This window comes from Ketobacter sp. (assembly GCF_003671495.1).
GTDB lineage: Bacteria > Pseudomonadota > Gammaproteobacteria > Pseudomonadales > Ketobacteraceae > Ketobacter.
In genome coordinates this window covers 23,336-40,521 of sequence record NZ_RCHN01000015.1, presented here as the reverse complement: position 1 = coordinate 40,521, position 17,186 = coordinate 23,336, and the positions used below count along the sequence as shown (strand labels likewise).

16 protein-coding genes are annotated in these 17,186 nt (G+C 59.9%); 3 read left to right on the top strand and 13 right to left on the bottom strand.

The window, feature by feature from the left end; genetic code table 11:
* The first annotated feature begins 269 nt into the window (after positions 1–269).
* On the top strand, positions 270–827 hold the full coding sequence (locus D9N14_RS06675) for a J domain-containing protein (protein WP_290578267.1): 558 nt from the start codon (positions 270–272) through the stop codon (positions 825–827).
* Here the strand turns inward: D9N14_RS06675 and D9N14_RS06670 are convergent.
* From D9N14_RS06670 to D9N14_RS06620, 11 genes are all read right to left on the bottom strand, one after another.
* Positions 784–1,665: a heme ABC transporter ATP-binding protein gene (locus D9N14_RS06670; protein ID WP_290578265.1), complete on the bottom strand. Its 882-nt coding sequence runs from the start codon at positions 1,663–1,665 to the stop codon at positions 784–786. The two genes, D9N14_RS06675 and D9N14_RS06670, sit on opposite strands and share 44 nt — an antisense overlap.
* Complete coding sequence (locus tag D9N14_RS06665; RefSeq protein WP_290578263.1) at positions 1,665–2,720, bottom strand: FecCD family ABC transporter permease; 1,056 nt, start codon at positions 2,718–2,720, stop codon at positions 1,665–1,667. Before D9N14_RS06665 ends, D9N14_RS06670 begins: the two co-directional genes overlap by 1 nt.
* Positions 2,707–3,576: a hemin ABC transporter substrate-binding protein gene (locus D9N14_RS06660; protein ID WP_290578261.1), complete on the bottom strand. Its 870-nt coding sequence runs from the start codon at positions 3,574–3,576 to the stop codon at positions 2,707–2,709. Before D9N14_RS06660 ends, D9N14_RS06665 begins: the two co-directional genes overlap by 14 nt.
* Positions 3,573–4,670, bottom strand: a complete 1,098-nt coding sequence (locus D9N14_RS06655; protein WP_290578259.1) for a hemin-degrading factor — start codon at positions 4,668–4,670, stop codon at positions 3,573–3,575. Before D9N14_RS06655 ends, D9N14_RS06660 begins: the two co-directional genes overlap by 4 nt.
* 11 nt (positions 4,671–4,681) lie before the next feature.
* Positions 4,682–5,875 carry an HmuY family protein gene (locus D9N14_RS06650; protein WP_290578257.1) on the bottom strand — a complete coding sequence of 398 codons (1,194 nt, stop codon included), beginning with the start codon at positions 5,873–5,875 and terminating at the stop codon, positions 4,682–4,684.
* Between the two features lie 13 nt (positions 5,876–5,888).
* Positions 5,889–7,925 (bottom strand): TonB-dependent receptor plug domain-containing protein, encoded by a 2,037-nt coding sequence (locus tag D9N14_RS06645; RefSeq protein WP_290578255.1) that lies wholly within the window; start codon positions 7,923–7,925, stop codon positions 5,889–5,891.
* 154 nt (positions 7,926–8,079) lie between these two features.
* Positions 8,080–8,283: a hypothetical protein gene (locus D9N14_RS06640; protein ID WP_290578253.1), complete on the bottom strand. Its 204-nt coding sequence runs from the start codon at positions 8,281–8,283 to the stop codon at positions 8,080–8,082.
* On the bottom strand, positions 8,280–9,425 hold the full coding sequence (locus tag D9N14_RS06635; RefSeq protein ID WP_290578251.1) for a PepSY-associated TM helix domain-containing protein: 1,146 nt from the start codon (positions 9,423–9,425) through the stop codon (positions 8,280–8,282). Before D9N14_RS06635 ends, D9N14_RS06640 begins: the two co-directional genes overlap by 4 nt.
* 25 nt (positions 9,426–9,450) lie before the next feature.
* On the bottom strand, positions 9,451–11,880 hold the full coding sequence (locus tag D9N14_RS06630) for a TonB-dependent receptor (protein WP_290578249.1): 2,430 nt from the start codon (positions 11,878–11,880) through the stop codon (positions 9,451–9,453).
* A gap of 81 nt (positions 11,881–11,961) precedes the next feature.
* Positions 11,962–12,945, bottom strand: a complete 984-nt coding sequence (locus D9N14_RS06625) for a FecR family protein (protein WP_290578247.1) — start codon at positions 12,943–12,945, stop codon at positions 11,962–11,964.
* A 4-nt stretch (positions 12,946–12,949) separates the two neighbouring features.
* Positions 12,950–13,459, bottom strand: a complete 510-nt coding sequence (locus D9N14_RS06620; protein ID WP_290578245.1) for a sigma-70 family RNA polymerase sigma factor — start codon at positions 13,457–13,459, stop codon at positions 12,950–12,952.
* 295 nt (positions 13,460–13,754) lie between these two features.
* Here D9N14_RS06620 and D9N14_RS06615 point away from each other — a divergent pair, with 295 nt between their 5' ends.
* On the top strand, positions 13,755–13,991 hold the full coding sequence (locus D9N14_RS06615) for a hypothetical protein (protein WP_290578243.1): 237 nt from the start codon (positions 13,755–13,757) through the stop codon (positions 13,989–13,991).
* Positions 13,992–14,058: 67 nt separating this feature from the next.
* Positions 14,059–14,706, top strand: a complete 648-nt coding sequence (locus D9N14_RS06610) for a phosphoadenosine phosphosulfate reductase family protein (RefSeq protein WP_290578241.1) — start codon at positions 14,059–14,061, stop codon at positions 14,704–14,706.
* A 17-nt stretch (positions 14,707–14,723) separates the two neighbouring features.
* Here the strand turns inward: D9N14_RS06610 and D9N14_RS06605 are convergent, their stop codons facing one another.
* Positions 14,724–15,908: a phosphoglycerate dehydrogenase gene (locus D9N14_RS06605; protein WP_290578239.1), complete on the bottom strand. Its 1,185-nt coding sequence runs from the start codon at positions 15,906–15,908 to the stop codon at positions 14,724–14,726.
* Positions 15,909–15,973: 65 nt separating this feature from the next.
* Complete coding sequence (locus tag D9N14_RS06600; protein WP_290578237.1) at positions 15,974–17,089, bottom strand: phosphoserine transaminase; 1,116 nt, start codon at positions 17,087–17,089, stop codon at positions 15,974–15,976.
* Positions 17,090–17,186: the final 97 nt, after the last annotated feature.

Sequence of the window (17,186 nt, the reverse complement as noted above, 5' to 3'; positions counted from 1 at the left end):
TCAAACCCGGAGTCCGTTGCAGAATAGCATTGATCCGCGGCGTGGAGACACCCTACCAAAGTCTATCGCCGGGACAACACCCTGTCGGAAACCCGACAGAACGGTGCCTTCCTCGACGCCGTGTGGTTGCTGAGTTGTCGTTTCAATGCTCCTGTGCTGCTCCTTCGATGCCGGCCCATGGGCTGGTCAGGCGAGCAGTCGTCGAACTCGATGGCTGGTATATATTTTGCTCCCACGTAATGATCTGCCACTGCAATATGAGTTTTGACATGCACGACAACCGGGCTGCTGCCGAACCATCGTGGGTTATCTGGAACCTGACCCTGGGGTTGCGCGATATTGTGTTCATCGGTGAGGTTGAGACCCGCGCTTGCGGTCGCCAGGCCTGGCTGGAGGAGCCCTATGACATGGTGGGACCGTTCAGCCTGGATGATCTGGAAGCCAGCGGCTGTATCCGGTTCGAGGCCTGTGTGGTGATGTCGTTACAACGCTGGCAACGGGAACAGGCGGAGCTGCGGCGCCAGGCGCGTATTAATCGCCACGAATATCAGGAACGGGTCGCCGAGGCGTTTGCCCGTTTTAACACGCGCCGCGGCCATCAGCAGCAAACGGGACAGCCGCAACAGAAGCACTCGTCACTGAGTCGCGACAAACAGCACCGGGCGTTGCTGGGCTTACCAGTGGAGGGGGAGCTGGCCATTACCCAGATCAAGCTGGCGTATCGTCGGCTCGCGCAGAAGGCCCATCCGGATGTGGGCGGCAGTCAGCAACGATTTGTGGAGATTACGGAAGCCCGCGATGGGTTGCTCGCCCAAGCCCGACGATGATCGGGTGATCCACCTCCTGGTGTTGCAGTATCCGGGTACGCAGGTCGTACGTGGCGGCCAGATTGTCAGCGGTAAGGACCTGACGGGGCGTACCGTCGGCAATGACCCTGCCCTGTTTCATCAGGATCACACGATCACCGTAACGGGCCGCCAGGGGCAGATCGTGCAACACCGCGCAACTGATGACATCGGGGGTGGTGAATTGCTTGATGATGTCCAACACCTGGTGCTGGTGGGCCGGGTCCAACGCGGAGGTACACTCGTCCAGCAGTAGCACGCGATGGCGTTTGGTGTGCCCGGCTTCATGATCCGCCTGCGGTCGTGGCTTGTCCCCGTGAGGCCAGATCTGCGCCAGTACCCGGGCCAGTTGCACCCGTTGTTGTTCGCCGCCGGACAGGCTGGGGTAGTCGCGGTGCTGAAGGTGGTCGACTTCCAGCAGCGCCATGGCCTGGTCAGTGATGCGTTGGCTCTGGCTATCCATGCCGTAAGGGGAACGGCCCATGGCGATCACCTCGTGGACCTTGAAGGGAAAATCCAGTTGCACCTGTTGCGGCATGACGGCCCGTCGCCGGGCCAGCGCTTTGGCGGGGAACTGTGCCAGGTCCTGGTTATCCAGGGTAACGCGCCCCTGTTGCTGCAAGGCGGGGTGGCGCACCCGGGTGCCGGCCAGCGCGTTCAGTAAGGTACTTTTGCCCGCGCCATTGGCCCCCAGAATCAACGTGAGCTCACCGGGGTTGAATGCCAGGCTGACGTTCTCCACCAGATGGGGCGTGGTGGTTCGTTTATCGGTGATGCGTTTGTTGGTGAGGGAAATTCGCAGGTTTTCCGTGCGCAGCATCAGGCGACCCCTCCGGGTTTCAGTGCCGGGCTCAGCAACAGGGCCAAAAAGAATGGACCGCCAATGATGGCCATGATCAAACCGATGGGCAGTTCCGCCGGCGCCACCACGGTGCGGGCAAACATGTCCGCCACGGTCAACAGCAAGGCGCCACAGAGTGCAGACGCCGGCAGCAGCAGACGATGATCCGGGCCGATCACCAGCCGCAGCAGATGGGGCACCACCAATCCCAGAAAACCGATCACGCCGGAGAACGCAACGGCGGCGCCCACGGCCATGGCGGTGAGCAAAATGATACAGCGCTTCACCCAGCGAATGGGAAAGCCCAGGTGTTCGGCCACCGCTTCCCCCATCAGGAATCCATTCAGGGCCGGTGCAAACAGCGGCAATAACAACAGCGGTATCAGGATGAACGGCAGCATGGCAGCCACGTCCTGCCAGCTGGATTGGGTCAGGCTGCCCATGGACCAGAACGTGATGCTGCGCAGCTCGCTGTCGTCGGCGATGAAGGTGAGCAAACCGGTGGCGGCACCGGCGATGGCGTTGATGGCTATGCCGGCCAGCAACAGGGTGGCGACCTGGGTGTAACCGCTGCGGGTGGCGATGCGGTAAATCACCAGAGTGGTGATCAGGCTGGCGACGAAAGCTGCGATCGGCAGCGCCCAGCGCCCGCTCAACCAGACCCAACTGCTGAACAAGGTGTCGCCCAGAACTATGATGGACACGGCGCCCAACGCCGCACCACTGGACACCCCGATCAGGCCCGGGTCCGCCAGTGGGTTGCGGAACAGGCCTTGAATAGCCGCCCCGGAGAGGGCCAGGGCCGCGCCCACCAGCAGCGCCATCACCAGGCGGGGCAGGCGGATCTGCAGCAGGGTAATCTCCAGGTGCAGGGGCACCGGTTCAGCGGCACTGAATCCCAACCCTTGCTTGAGCACGGCAACCAGCTCGCGGCTGGGAATGTGCAGGGCGCCGGTCACCAGCGACCAGGCACAGGCCACCACCAGTGCTACGGCGAATATTCCCCAGAGGGCGATCGGATTAACGCGATACATAAAACGCCGGTGCCATAGCTTCGATGGCCTGGTCGATGCGGGGGCCGAAGCCCAGCAACAACATGCTGTCGGCGGTGATCACCCGTTTCTGACGGGCCGCCGGTGTGTGTTGCAGCAACTGGAATTGCTCCAGCACGCGCTCGCTGGCGGGAGCCTGGCCGCCGCTGCCGGTGTCCGCCACCACGATGATGTCCGGCAAAGTCTGCAGACCGCCTTCCGGTGTCAGCGGCTTGTAACTGTTGAAGTCGCTGACCACGTTGACGCCGCCCATCACCTGGATCATGGCGTCAGCATGAGTGTTCTTGCCGGCCAGCATGACGCCGTGATTGCCCGCTGCCAACAGGAACATCACCTTGGGCGGTGCCTGCCCGCGTCGGTCGTGCAGCTGCGCCTGCAGGGTTTGAATGTTGCTCTGCAACCTACCGATCAGTTCTTCCCCTCGCTCTTGCACTACCAACAACTGGGCCACCCGCCGGATCTTTGCATAGACGCCCGCGATGCTGCTGTCGGTGGTGATGGTCTCAACCCTGAGCCCGGCCTGGTCCAGTTGTTCCAGTACGGCAACCGGGCCCGCCTCGGCAGTGGTGATCACCAGGGAGGGCTGCAGGGAAAGAATGCCTTCCGCCGTCAACTGGCGCATGTAGCCCACATTGGGCAACGCTTGCGCCGCGGCGGGATAGCGGCTGGTGGTATCCACACCCACCAGGTGATCCGCTGCACCCAGTGCATAGACAATTTCCGTTATGGAACCGTCGATGCTGATGACCCGGGTCTCATCGCCTGCATAGACTGAGCCCGCTGTGCTCAAAACACTGAGTGCCCACAGGCAAAGTGGCAGCATCCACACCTTCATCATGCTGCTCCCGTGTGTGCTGCGCGCAGCTGTTCCGTCAGTGCCCGCCAATCGTCCCGTTCCCCATGGCCGGGCTTGCGTTCACCAAACAGGGTCAGCACCAGGTGGGCGTTGCGATCATAGACTTCCAGAGAGGTGATGATGCCGTCCACGCTGGGCCGCTGCACCAACCACACCTGGTCGATGGCATCCGTGTTGGCGTGCAGATTGAAATCCGGGTCCAGTACGTTGAACCAGGGACCGGTGCGCAGCAGTTTGTTGAGAATACCGGTATGAATCTGCACGATGCCCCGGTTGTTGACGAACACCATCAGCGGAACCTGATGTTCAGCGCCGTAACAGAGCGCCTGCTCGAAGCTGTCCACTGGCAGCGGCTGTGCGTAATGGCGGCCCACCAGGCGTAAGGCTTCAACGCGGGAGATACCCAGTTGTTGCAGCATGCCGTGGAACTGGTGTACATCCTTGAGTGCTTCCCACTTCGACAACACCTGTTGGGTGGTGGTATTGCCTGAATTCGGAAACACCGGTGTGGGGTAGGGTTCCGGCGCGACCTGGTAGTCCTGATTGTTGCTGATGTGGCGTGCAATCAGCCGGTCCCAGGCGTCACTGTCGGTGGCTGCGGTCTTATAAATCTTGTGGATGGCAGCGCCTTCCTGATCAAAGAACTGCAGGCTCTGGCGGGTGCCGGAATCGGTGGCTTCGGTGACCGAAAAACCGTAACGCCATTCGTTCAGGAACACCCGCAGATCAATGGCACCCAGGCAAATGCCCATGGCCCCGTTGCCACGGATTTTGAAATCCGTGTACTGGCCGTGTTTCTCATGCACCATCAATTCATTGCGGGACAGGGCCAGCACCGGGCCCACGGCCTCCAACTCCACCAGCAGGGAAGGCAAGCTCTGGTTCAGTCGGAACACGTTCCTGCCCAGATCCGTGCACAGTAATTCCGCTTCGCTCACCTGCAGACGTTCCGCTGCGTTGCGAATGCGCAGGGTCGGGGCTTCCGCTTTCAGGTTAGCCCAGCGGGCCTTGAGCTGTTGACGTTGTTCGGGGTTGAGCAAGGTTGCCTGGGCAACCGTAGTGGGTGTGTTGGTCATTGCTGGCTCCCTCATTGCTGTCGATATCGGATATTGGGGAAACCGCTGGCGCCCGCGTTGGAGTAATAGCTGGTGATCTGCAGGGCGTAGACTGGGGCGGTGTCGGAGGTGTTGTCGGTGTCGATCATGTACACGCGGTAGTTGGGCCACAACTTGTGCGCACCGGACAGGTTGTACTCATACCAGCTGTTGTCGGTGAACACGCCGGCGCTGCGATCAACACTGTACAGGAAGCGGATGTCCTGCCCGTCCGGGGAGGTGGTGGCCGAGGTGTAAAGATCCGCGTCGGCGGTGGCCAAGGGGCCAAATGCACCACCATTGCCGTTGGCGGTGATGCCGCTGTGGGTCCACAGGTTCCAGTTACGGCCGGCGATTTCCAGTTTCAGATCCCAGTTGGCGGTGGCACAGTCGACGCTGCTGTCGCTGTCAAAATCGAAACAGGCCTCACCGCCGGCACTGGGGATATGGGCGCTGAAGCTGGCGCCGCTGGTGAATTGCACGGTGCCCGAGGGCTGCACATCAAACTCGAAAGTGACGTCCAGACCGTTGACGCTGTCGTAACTGAGGGCGGTGGCATGAAACAGCCCATAACTGTTGCCTTCGGCGGAACGCAGCAGCCACCAGTTGTCCGCGTTGAGGCTGATGACGTGAGTGGTGAAGTCGTACAGGTACCAGCCCATATCCAGCTGGGTGCCGGACAGGGCGCCGCTGGCCTGAATGGCGGAGGCCTTTTCATCGCTGGCGAAACTCAGCGCGTCCAGATCATAGCTGGCCAGCAGATGTTCCAGCTCGCTGTCGGGTGTGGCATTCAGGAACACACTGGCGTTGGGCTCCGTCGCTGAGCTGTAGAAATCGTCTTGTGCCGCTGCCAGTGCACCGCTGACGTTGCCGGGGCCGGAGTCACCCCCGTTCAGGATTACGTTGTAACGGCTGAACGCGATGTGCCAGTCGGTGGAGGCCGCTGCTTCGGAGTCGGTCAGCGCCATGACGGTGCCGCTGTCCAGGTTGAAATAGGTGTATGCGGTTGCCACGCTGGCGTCCAGGCTGGCGCTTTCGTATTGAGCCCCGGGGTCGCTGCTGCCCCGTTCGGTTTCGCCATCGTCAGAACCGCTGGAACTGCCGCCGCAACCGCCCAGGCCAAGCAGCCCGGCACAGAGTAGGGGAATGGAACAATATCGGGTAATGGGTTGCAAAACGCTGTGCATGTGATGGCTCCTGTCAGTCATTGCCAAGTTGTAAGCCCAGATACATAAAACGCCCTTCATCCGGACGCAGATCAAAGCTGTTGGTGAAATCCCGCTGGGTGTCGGTGAGGTTGTCGACGCCGCCATACAGTTTCAGCTGGCGGGTGATTTGGTAGTTCAGCTTGAAATCGAACCGACTCCAGGCGGGAGATTTGTGCTGGTTCTCCAGGTCATACCAGGCATCGCTTTGCCACTGGCCCAACAGGCTCAGGGTGAGGGGTGACCATGGGTTGTAGTCGATGCCGCCCTTCACCTGATGCCGGGGGCGCTTGCCAAGATCGTTGCCGGTGGTGAGGTCCTTGGCTTCCAGATAGGTGTAGGCCAGATTGAAGCGGGTGTTGGCCGTGGGGGTGATGCGGGTACTGAATTCGCCGCCCCGGGTCTCCGCTTCCGCCACATTCACGTAGGCAAATTGGGTGATCCAGTCATTGTCCGCCGACGCCGGCTCCACCAACCCGGTTTCGATCAGGTCGGTGAGTTTGTTGTAGTAGAAATTGATCTCAAACTGGAACAGGTTGGGCGTGGCGTAGACCCAACCCAGTTGCACACTGTCGGAGGATTCCGGCTGCAGTTCCGGATTGCCGTTGACCACATAACCGTGCTCGGAATGATCAAACAGATAGTAGCGTTCTTTCAGATTGGGAACCCGGTAACCCTGGCCGATGCCGACCCGCAACATGTTGGTGTGATCCGAGTTTAGGGCACCCAGGTCATAGCTGCCGTTGATCTTGGGGGTGACGTGGTCACCAAAGTCGCTGTCGGACTGGTAACGTACGCCGGGCAATACCCGCAGGCGTTCACCGATGAAGATTTCATCCTGCAGGAACAGCTCCAGGTTATCCCGTTGCGGTTGCTGGCCAGCCAGTTCGGAATCAATCTCGACCTCGGTGGCGCTGCTGCGCTTCAGGCGTGACTGGCTGAGGGATTCTTCAGCATAGTCGAGCCCGCTGGTAAGGCGATGGTTGTGGCCTAAGTTCAGCGTCCACTGGGACATCAGCTTGTTGGTTTCCAGCTCCGCCTCGCGCTGTTGTTCCAGGAATGCAGTGGCGGCGCTGTCCTGCTCGGTGGTGTCTTCGAAGGTTTCCGAAAACAGCTTGATACTCAGCTCCCCGAACGCCTGCCCCTGCCAGGTGCCGCCCGCGCGGTAGGTGGTGCGGGTGGCCTGTTCCCGCTTGGTGCGGTAATCCGGATTGCCGGGGTTGGGTTCGGTATAGCGGTATTCCGTATCCTCGTCGTACAGCTCGGCGGCGAGGAACAGGTCCTGGCCCTGGCTTGGGGTGAATCCCAGTTTGCCCCGAACGGTGCCTTTCTGACTGGTGGGGCCCAGCTGATCCCAGCTGGAGGGGTAGGGCTGGAAGCCGTCGCTGTCCACGCCGTCGAAATTCAGGTTGCCGTACCACAGGTCGTGCCGGGCTGCCAGATAACCGGCGGCGCTGCGCTGGGCATGGCTGGAGGGATCGCCGTTGATGTTCTGATCCCCGTAGCTGCCCAGGTCGCCGCGCAGGGCATAACTCAGAGGCTGATCGGATTGGCGAGTGATGATGTTGATGACACCGCCCATGGCGTTGCTGCCGTACAGGGCTGAGGTGGCACCCTTGACCACTTCAATGCGTTCAATGTTGACGCTGCCGATCTGGGACAGGTCCACCGAGGAACCGGTGCTGGCGGAGACCGGCTCGCCGTCTATCAGCACCAGTACCCGGTTGCTGTCGATACCCTGCAGCCAGACTTCGTAGCCGGTTTTGCCGTGGATTTTGTTGAGCAGGGCCCCCGGCAACACCTGCAGGGCTTCCTGCAGATTGCGGGCGTGTTGACGCTCAATGTCCTGGCGGTCGATCACTTCCGTGCGCACCGGAGAATCCACCATCATCTGTTCAGTGCGGGTGCCGGTCACCACGACCCGATCCAGCATCAGGTCCAGCTCTGCCCCCTGCAGCCGGGCAACGGGGGTGATTAACAACATCAGCAGTGCGCCGCGCACCGGGCGCAGCGTGAGTCGAAATGTCCACATAGGCGAGAAGATTTATATGCAAATGAGAATTATTAGCAACAATACAGAATTAAAGATCTTTGTGCAAATGATAATCATTACGATTTTTAGGCGGAGCGACGAGCGGGTGAATGGGGGTTACAGATGGAGAGGAGGACGCGGGGCAGACAGCAGCTCAGCTGTCTGTTCTGCCCCAGGTATAGCGGGCACACAGCACCACCGGAATGGCCAGGCCAATCCAGGAGACGGCGTCCATCCAGCCGTCTCCCAGGAGCGCCGACACCAGTCCCACGGCGCTGAGTACACCCACCCAGAACGGCGTGCGGAAAATCTGCCACAGGCTGCGGCGCTGGGACGAGCTGCCAACGGTATTGTTCATGTGATGTTTCCTTCTGCCAGACCACCGGATTCAATTTCGTCCACGGGACGGGAGACGGTACTGCCTCGCCCCAACCAGAGATACAGTCCACTGCCGAGGACAATGATGGTGATGATATCGAGCAGGGCCCAGATGATTTTCAACGGCATGCCGCCGTAGTCCCCGAAATGCAGCGGTTGCGACAGGAACAGGGTTTTGACATACCAGGGCATTTCCCGGGTGTCGGTCAGTTCACCGGTTACGGCGTCCACCAGGGCGGGCTGCAGCAGGCGCGAGGTGACCGGGGTGTTGCCGTGCAGGAACACGGTGTAATGATGGGGGCTGGAGAACTGTGAGCCGGGCCAGGCGATCAGGCTCAGGTTCATGTCCGGTACCGCAGCCAGGGCGGCTTCCCGGGCCCGTTGTACAGAGCCGATCTGTTGCGGCGGCGGCAGGTCCTGATAGGCGGCGGTCATTTCCGCCATCTGATCCTGCTGCCAGATCGCCACCACAATCTGGCTCAGGGTATTGATGGTGCCGGTGACGCCCACCACCAGCGCCCACACCAGCGTCACCACGCCCAGCAGATTATGCAGATCCAGCCACTTCAGCCGTGTGCTGCGATGTTTGCGCACGGTGCCGAAGTCCAGTTTGCGCATGAACGGGGTATAAAGCACCACGCCGGAGATGACGGCAACCGCAAACAACAACCCCATAAAGCCCAGAAATAGCATTCCCGGCAAACCGGCGAACAGGTCCACATGCAGTTTGAAGAGTATGTACATCAGGCCTTCATCCAGCTTGGGTTCATCCAGTACCAGGGCGGTGCGCGAGTCCACCACCACCCCGGAATTGGCGTCCGGGGGCGCATCCATGGATTCCGCCATCAGCACCAGCACTTGATTGGGATGATGGTCGTTATCCCAGAACATGAAGCGGATATGCTCCCCCGGGCGTTGTGCCCTGGCGGCCTCCGCCACGCGATCCAGACTGGTGTGCGGGGTGTCCTCGGGCATGGGTGGGGCTGTCACCTGATCCCCCAGCTCATGCTCGATTTCCTCGCTGAAAATCAGCGGCAGGCCGGTGATACAGAGCAACAGAAGAAACGCAGTACAGATAATGCTGGTCCACTTATGGACCAGAAACCACAGCTTGACGTTCATGCTCAAACTCCTACGGTCTGGGTGATCATAAATCCACGCTGGCGGACATCAGCAAGGTACGGGCGTCGCCGGTGTGCAGGTAACCTGCGGTGGCTACGCCCCAATAGTTTTCGTTGAGCGCGTTCTCCAGGTTCAGGCGCAGTACCAGCGGTTTGTCCATCATTCGGGTGCGATAGCGTGCGCCCAGATCCAGTCGGGTCCACGGGTCCACTTCCAGGTTATTGGCCGGGTCTACATATTGTTCGCCGGTGTAAATGGCCCGCGCTGTCAGGGTGAATCCGCTGAAGAACGGCGTGTCCCATTCGCCGCCCAGATTCAGCTGCAGCTCCGGCACGCCGACGGCGTGGTTGCCACGGTTGTCCGCGTTGCTGGTTTCGGTCAACTCGGAATCGATCCACGACAGCCCGCCAAGCAGACGGACGTTGTCCACCGGATTGCCGAACACGCTCAGCTCGGTACCGCGTAAGCGCTGCTCGTTGCTGACGAACAGGGTGCCGACCAGTTCTCCGCCGGGCTGCTTGATTTCGTACAGGGCGATGGAGCCGCCGAACTGTCCCCAATCCGCCTTGGCACCGATTTCCGTCTGCTTGGATTCAAATGGCGGAATGTTGGCGGTAGGTACGCCCACTGGCGCTCTGGGGCCCGGGCTCAGCCCTTCGATGTAATTGGCGTACAGGGAGATCTCTTCCTGGGGCTTGTAGACCACGCCCACCACCGGGGTGACTTCGGATTCGTCGTAGGGCTCGGTGGTGGGGTCGCCGGTGACAAAGCTGTAATTCTGCAGCTCAACTTGTTGGTGGCGCAGACCCAGGGTGACTTTGAGGCGGTCTTCAAAAAAGCCCAGCGTGTCGGCCAGGGCATAACTGGTGAGCGTGGTGTCTTCCCAGGGCACCGTATTGCTTTGCATGCCAGCGGTGCTGACGCTGCGGCTGTTATCGGATTCATACAGGTTGCCGGTGCCGGGGGCAAAGCTGGTGAAGTCGAAGAAGATCTCCTCATCCTGGTCCACGCGGGTTGCCCCCAGGTTCAGTTGATGGCTGATCGAGCCGGTATTGAACACCATGTTGAAGCCGGCTTCATAGGAGACCGAATCCACATTGAAGATTTGCCAGGCGGGACCATACATATAGTCGCCGTCATTATTAATCAGCATCGGGTTACCGGCCAGGGCATCCATGCTGCTGCTGCGGGTGCCGCCACCGGCATACACAGTCACCCTATCGTTGATGTCGTATTCAATGCGCAGTACCCCTGAACTGTCTTCCATCTCCAGGTCGGTCCAGCTGCCCGGGTAGTTGACGTTGCCGTCGGCGGCATCCGGCAAATCGGTGACACCGGGGCCTAAGGTGAATTGTCGCACCATGCCCTGGGTCTCTTGCTGCTGGTAGATAAAATCGGCGCTGGCCCGCAGCCGTTCACCCTGATAGTCCAGGCCCAAGGTGAAGAGTTCGTCATCCTCCTCCTGATAATCCACGGTGGAGTCGCCTCCCCGCAGCATGCCATTGAAGCGCACGCCGAAGGCATTGTTGTCGCCAAAGCGTCGCCCTACATCCACATGGGCGCCAGCGATGGAGTCAGAGAGGTATTCCAACGTAAGCCGGGTGAGCGGCGTGTCCGTGGCCCGTTTAGGCACCACATTCACGCTGCCGCCAATACTCCCGCTGGGGGGCATGCCGTTGAGCAGGGCGCTGGGGCCTTTCAGTACTTCGATACGTTCCGCCATTTCAATGGGCACGCGAAAGTACGGCATCAACCCGTACATGCCGTTCAGGGCCACATCCTGGCTGGGCACCGCCAAGCCGCGTATGGTGAAGTCTTCGTTGATGTTGGTGCGGGCGCTGGCGGCGCGTACCGACGGCTCGTTGGCCAGCACGTCCGCGATGCTGCGGGCTTGTTGATCTTCGATGGTTTGTTCGGTGTAGCTGGTGATGCTGAACGGCGCGTCCATGATATCGGTTTCACCCAGCAAACCCAGACGGCCGCCCCGGGCCACCTGGCCACCGGCATAGGGTGCGGGCAACTGGTCAGTGGGAATGTAGCTGGCACTGACCTCCACCGGTGGCAGGGAGTCGGGGTCTCCCTGCACAATGGAGTAACTGTTGGCCGCAGTTTGTCGGGCCTGCAATCCGGTCCCTGCCAGCAGTGTGTTCAGTGCCTGCTGTACACTGAAATGGCCGCTCAGGGCCGCCACGGAATGGCCTGCCAACAGGCTGGGGTCGGCCGCCAGCGTCAGGCCGGACTGACGGGCCAGCGTATTCAGTGCAGTGGCCAGTGGCCCTGCCGGCAGATTGATCTCCTGCAGGCCGGGGCCAGGATTGGATGAACTGGGACTCGATGACCTGGAATTGGATGAGCTGGAAGCGGAAGTATCGGCCAAAGCGGACTGGGTGCCGCCCAACGTCAGGGCGGAAGCCAGCACCAGCAGGGCCAGTTCGGAACGAGTGTACTGCGGCATAGAGAATCCCCAAGGAAAAGAAAATCGGTGTGTTTTATCTCTATGCCGAACGAGACCGGAAAACCGGTAAAAAAATTGAATTTATTTTTGCCGGATGAGCACCAGCCAGTCGGTCACCATCTGCACCTGTATCGGTAACGTATGCTCCAGGGACGCCAGGGCAGAATCCGTGTCATCCACCCGAAAGACGCCAGTGATGCGCAGATCTGCCACGTCCTGGTGATAGTGAATCCAACCGTGCCGGTGTTGGCCCAATGCCTCCAGCACTTCCGCCAACCTGGCGTCGTTGGCTTCAATCAGGTTGTCGGTCCAGGCTCCGGGGGTCAGTCCAGCACCGGTTTGCAGGTGAACTCCGGACTCATCCACGCGCCAGCGTTCTCCGGCCACGCTGAGCTGGCGGTGGCCTTGGGCTTCGATGTTCACCTTACCGTCGGTGACGGCCAGCTCACTGCTGCCGGGCGCATGATCCACCAGAAAGCGGGTGCCGACCGGTGTGAACACCGCCTCTCGTGTATGCACCCGGGGTTTGTCCGCAGGCGCTGCAGAGGCGGATTCCACCAGAATCTCACCGTTGTGCAGGTACAGCTGGGGTCCCTGTGCCGTGAGATCGATATCCAGGGTGGTATTGGCGTTCAGGTGCACCAGGGCGCCGCCGGGCAGCCGCAGCAGCGCCTGTTCCGCAACACCTGTCGCGTAGTCATGACGCCAGGATTTGCCACCAAGCCAGCTGCCCAGACCGATGGTCAGCAGAAGGGCCAGGGTCGCCCCCAATTTCAGGCGGCGGCGTTCTCGACGCAGGTGTTTCAATCGCTTTAACGTGACGCTGCTGCGTTTGGCAGAACGTCGCACCAGGGCGAAATCCTGTTCAATCACCTGGATACGTTGCCAGGCCGCCTGGTGTTGAGGGTGCGCGTGGAGCCAATCCTGGAACCCCTTGCGGTCAGTGCTGGTGACCTGGGTGTCCCCCATGATCACCGCCCAGTGAAACGCCTGCTCCAGTACGGCTTCCGGCAAGTCCTCGGCCGTCAGCGGCTTGGCCAGTGAAGATTCTCCATTCAGGCTCACTGCATCACCCCATCAATACTTGGTAGCAATGGCGCAGAGCCTGAGCCATGTCTTTCTGTACGGTGCTGAGGGATACATCCAGCGTCTGGGCAATGTCCTGATAGGCAATGCCCTCCAAGCGGGACATCAGAAATACCTGCCGGGGTCGGGGGGCAAGCTGGTGGAGCAGGGCGTCGATGCGGGTCAGGGTGTCGATAATGATTACCTGGGATTCCGGGGAGGGCGCCTCTTGTTCGCTCAGCACCGAGAGGGACGCCAACCAGGCCTGTTCCACCCTCTGGCGCCGTTGCCGGTCCACCACCAGGCCATGGGCTACCCGCGCCAGGTAGGCCCGCGGCTCCAGCAGCGGGGCCGGCAGGGTTTTCCCCATCAGGCGCACGAACACGTCGTGGGCAAGGTCCTCGGCGGTGGTGACACAGCCGACACGGCGACGGATTACATTCAGCAGCCAGTAATGGTGGTTGTTGTACCACGTATGTAGAACGACAGACTCGGCGGATGGGGTACCAGACACGATGCACTCCTGCAAAACGGCAGATCGGCTGAACAGCAAATGATAATCACTCGCATTATATGGTGTAGTACAGAAAAAATACAACTCTGCGGCGCCATCATGGCTTTAAAACAAAACTGGATATTGCGGATGATAATCATTACTCTATGGAAACTGTTCTCAAATCTGTGATCAGTTGGCCATCGGGTGGAACTCCCATCGCACGGCCCCTGACTGATACACAGATGGAAATACGGAACGTTCAGGAGCGTTCAGGTACGCTCAGGAGATGGTTAATCTGGAGAAGGCTCAGGTTATGAAAAAGTACATTACAGGGGATTCGAACCGTTTCATTCCGGCAACCCGCTACGAAACTGACAAAACGGTGAGTGCCCTCAAGGGACTTGCGCAGCGGGCCATACTGGAAGCCGACAAGCTTCGGGTGGACTATCTGGACAACGACGTGCCCTGCACCAATGTCAGCATCCGGCGTCTGCAGCGTATCGCCGCCGCGGCGGAGACCGAAGTCATTCTGAGAAACCTGTTCAACTGAATTCAAACAACCGGCTGCAACCCCGTAGCCGGTGTCATTCATTCTGATTTGGAAAGAGAGTACTCCTATGGACAATCCCGGTGCCCTAGACCTGGCCGCGATCAATCAGCAGTTGCGCCACCAACATCCGGCCGACATCGTGAAATGGGCTGTGGCCCTCAACAAGAAAACCGTGGTTACTACCAATTTTCGCCCGTTCGAAGCCGTGATTCTGCATCTGTGCCAGCAGGCTGACCCGCACATGGATGTGTTGTGGATTGATTCCGGCTACAACACCAAAGCCACTTATCTGTGCGCTGAAAAAATCATTCAGCAGCTGGCGTTGAACCTGCATGTGTTCAATCCGCTGATGACGGCAGCGCGGCGGGATGCGCTGATGGACGGCATCCCCGATATCGATTCTCCCCTGCACGAGGAATTCACACGTCAGGTGAAACTGGAACCTTTCAGCCGGGCCATGAAACAGTTTCAACCGGAAGTCTGGTTAACCGCCATTCGCAAAGACCAGACGGCGTTTCGCCAGAACCTGGATATTGTGACCCAGGATGAGACCGGCCTGTTGAAAGTGGCACCGCTGTTTTATTGGTCTGAAGTGGATATGGAAGGGTATCTGTACGAGCACAGCCTGCCCAATGAAGAAGACTACTACGATCCCACCAAGGTGCTGGGAGACCGCGAATGCGGTTTGCATACGCGCTCTCCCGTGGCTTCCTGACGTTTCTTGTTCTGCTATTACTCCGCGCCCAGTACCCGCACATTGATCACGTGCTCGACCTGACGTAACTGATCGATGATGGTGTCGCTGGGCGGGGTTTCCACGTCCAGAATGTTGTAAGCCACATCACCGCGGCTTTTGTTCATCATGTCGATGACGTTCACGTTGTTGGCGGTGAAGATGGACAGCACATTTCCCAACACACCCGAGACGTTGTCGTTGCTGAAGGTGATGCGGCAGCAACCTTCTGCCCGTGGCATATTCACGGCGGGGAAGTTGACGGAGTTTTTGATGTTGCCGTGCTGCAGGAATTCCATCAATTGATCCGCCGCCATCACTGCACAGTTCTCTTCGGCTTCTGCCGTGCTGGCACCGATGTGCGGCATGGCAATCACGTCTTCCCGTTCCAGTAAGCGGGGTTCAGGGAAATCGCAAATGTACATGCCCAGGCCCTGGTCCGCATCCAGGCTTTCCACCACGGCAGCGGAGTCCACAATGGCGTCGCGGGCGAAGTTCAACAGACGGGCGCCGGGCTTCACCGACTTGAGGACATCCTGGTTGATGAGGCCGCGGGTGGCTTCCAGGGCCGGTACATGCAGGGTGATGTAATCGGCGCGGGCCAGCAGGGAATGCAGGTTCTCCATCCGTTCCACCCGGTTGGGCAGGCGCCAGGCCGCTTCCACCGATAATGCAGGATCGTAACCCACCACCTTCATGCCCAGTGCCAGGGCCATCTCCGCCACCATGGAGCCGATGGCGCCCAGTCCCACCACGCCCAGTGTGCTGCCGTACAGTTCGCGTCCGGCAAAGCGTTTCTTCTCCGCTTCCAGCAACTTGCTCATGGCGGCAGCGTCGTTCATGTGGGTGAGGCTTTGCACATATTCAATGCCGGTGAGCACGCCGCGGGAGCCCAGCAACAGCCCGGCGAGCACCAGTTCTTTCACTGCGTTGGCGTTGGCGCCGGGGGTGTTGAACACCACAATGCCCCGGTGACTGTAGTCTTGCAGGGGAATGTTGTTGACGCCGGCTCCGGCCCGGGCCACACAGACCACGCTCTCGGGCAACACTTCATCGTGCAGTTTGTGACTGCGCAACAGAATGCCGTCCGGATGGCTGATGTCACTGCCCACTTCGTAATGGGCGCGGGGAAAGCGATCCAGGCCTTTCACTGAGATCTGGTTGTAGGTTCTGACTTTGAACATCGGTTATTCCCTTTGTAATCGAATCTGTGTTCTATCGAACACTAGTTGAATTCAGTCGTTAGTATTTATTGTGCGACTTGCGCGTAAGCCCATTCCAGCCAGGGCAGCAGGGCTTCCAGATCACCGGTTTCCACGGTGGCGCCGCCCCAGATGCGAATGCCGTCCGGAGCATCCCGATAAGCCCCGATATCATAGGCCACCCCTTCGGCTTCCAGCAGTTTGATGAACTGTTTGGTCTGATCTTTGTCGGCCTTCAGGGTTAGACAGATACTGGTGTTGGAACGTTGCTCCGGAATCTGTGCCAGAAAATCGATCCAGTCATGCTGTTCCACGAAGTTCTCCAGCACAGCAAGATTGGCCTGGGAACGCTCGATGGCCGCTGCCACGCCGCCGATTTCCCGCACCCAATTGAGGGCATCCAGATAATCCGCCACACAGAGCATGGACGGCGTGTTGATGGTTTCACCGCGGAAGATGCCTTCAATCAATTTGCCGCCCTTGGTCATGCGGAAAATCTTGGGCATGGGCCAGGGTGGTGTGTAGCTTTCCAGTCGCGCCACCGCTCGTGGGCTCAGGATCAGCATGCCGTGGGCGCCTTCTCCCCCCAGCACTTTCTGCCAGGAATAGGTGACCACGTCCAGCTTCTCCCAGGGCAGCTCCATGGCAAATACGGCGGAAGTGGCGTCGCAGATGGTGAGCCCCTGGCGTTGCTCCGGAATCCAGTCACCGTTGGGAATGCGCACGCCGGAAGTGGTGCCGTTCCAGGTGAACACCACATCGTGATCAAAATTGACCTCGGCCAGGGGGGGCAGGGTGCCGTAATCCGCCTGCATGGAGCGTACGGATTCCAGTTTCAATTGCTTCACGATGTCAGTGTGCCAACCGGAACCGAAGGATTCCCAATGCAGCACATCCACCGGCCGCGGCCCCAACAGCGACCACAGGGCCATTTCCACTGCACCGGTGTCGGAGGCAGGCACCACGCCCACGCGATAGCCCTCGGGCAAGCCCAGGAGTTCCGCGCTTTCGTCGCAGCAACGCTGCAGGGCGGCTTTGCCCAGGGCGGAACGGTGGGAGCGGCCCAGGGTGTCGAGCTCCAGGGCAGCAACATTGTACCCCGGGCGTTTGGAGCAGGGGCCGGAAGAGAAATTCGGATTGGCGGGTTTAACTTGGGGACGCATTGCATTCCTCGCTGGTCATGGAGCTGGCTGGTTGTGATGGTTGTAATGGCTGTGAGTGGGGCATTATGCCAGTTGAATCCCGGTGGTGACCACTGCT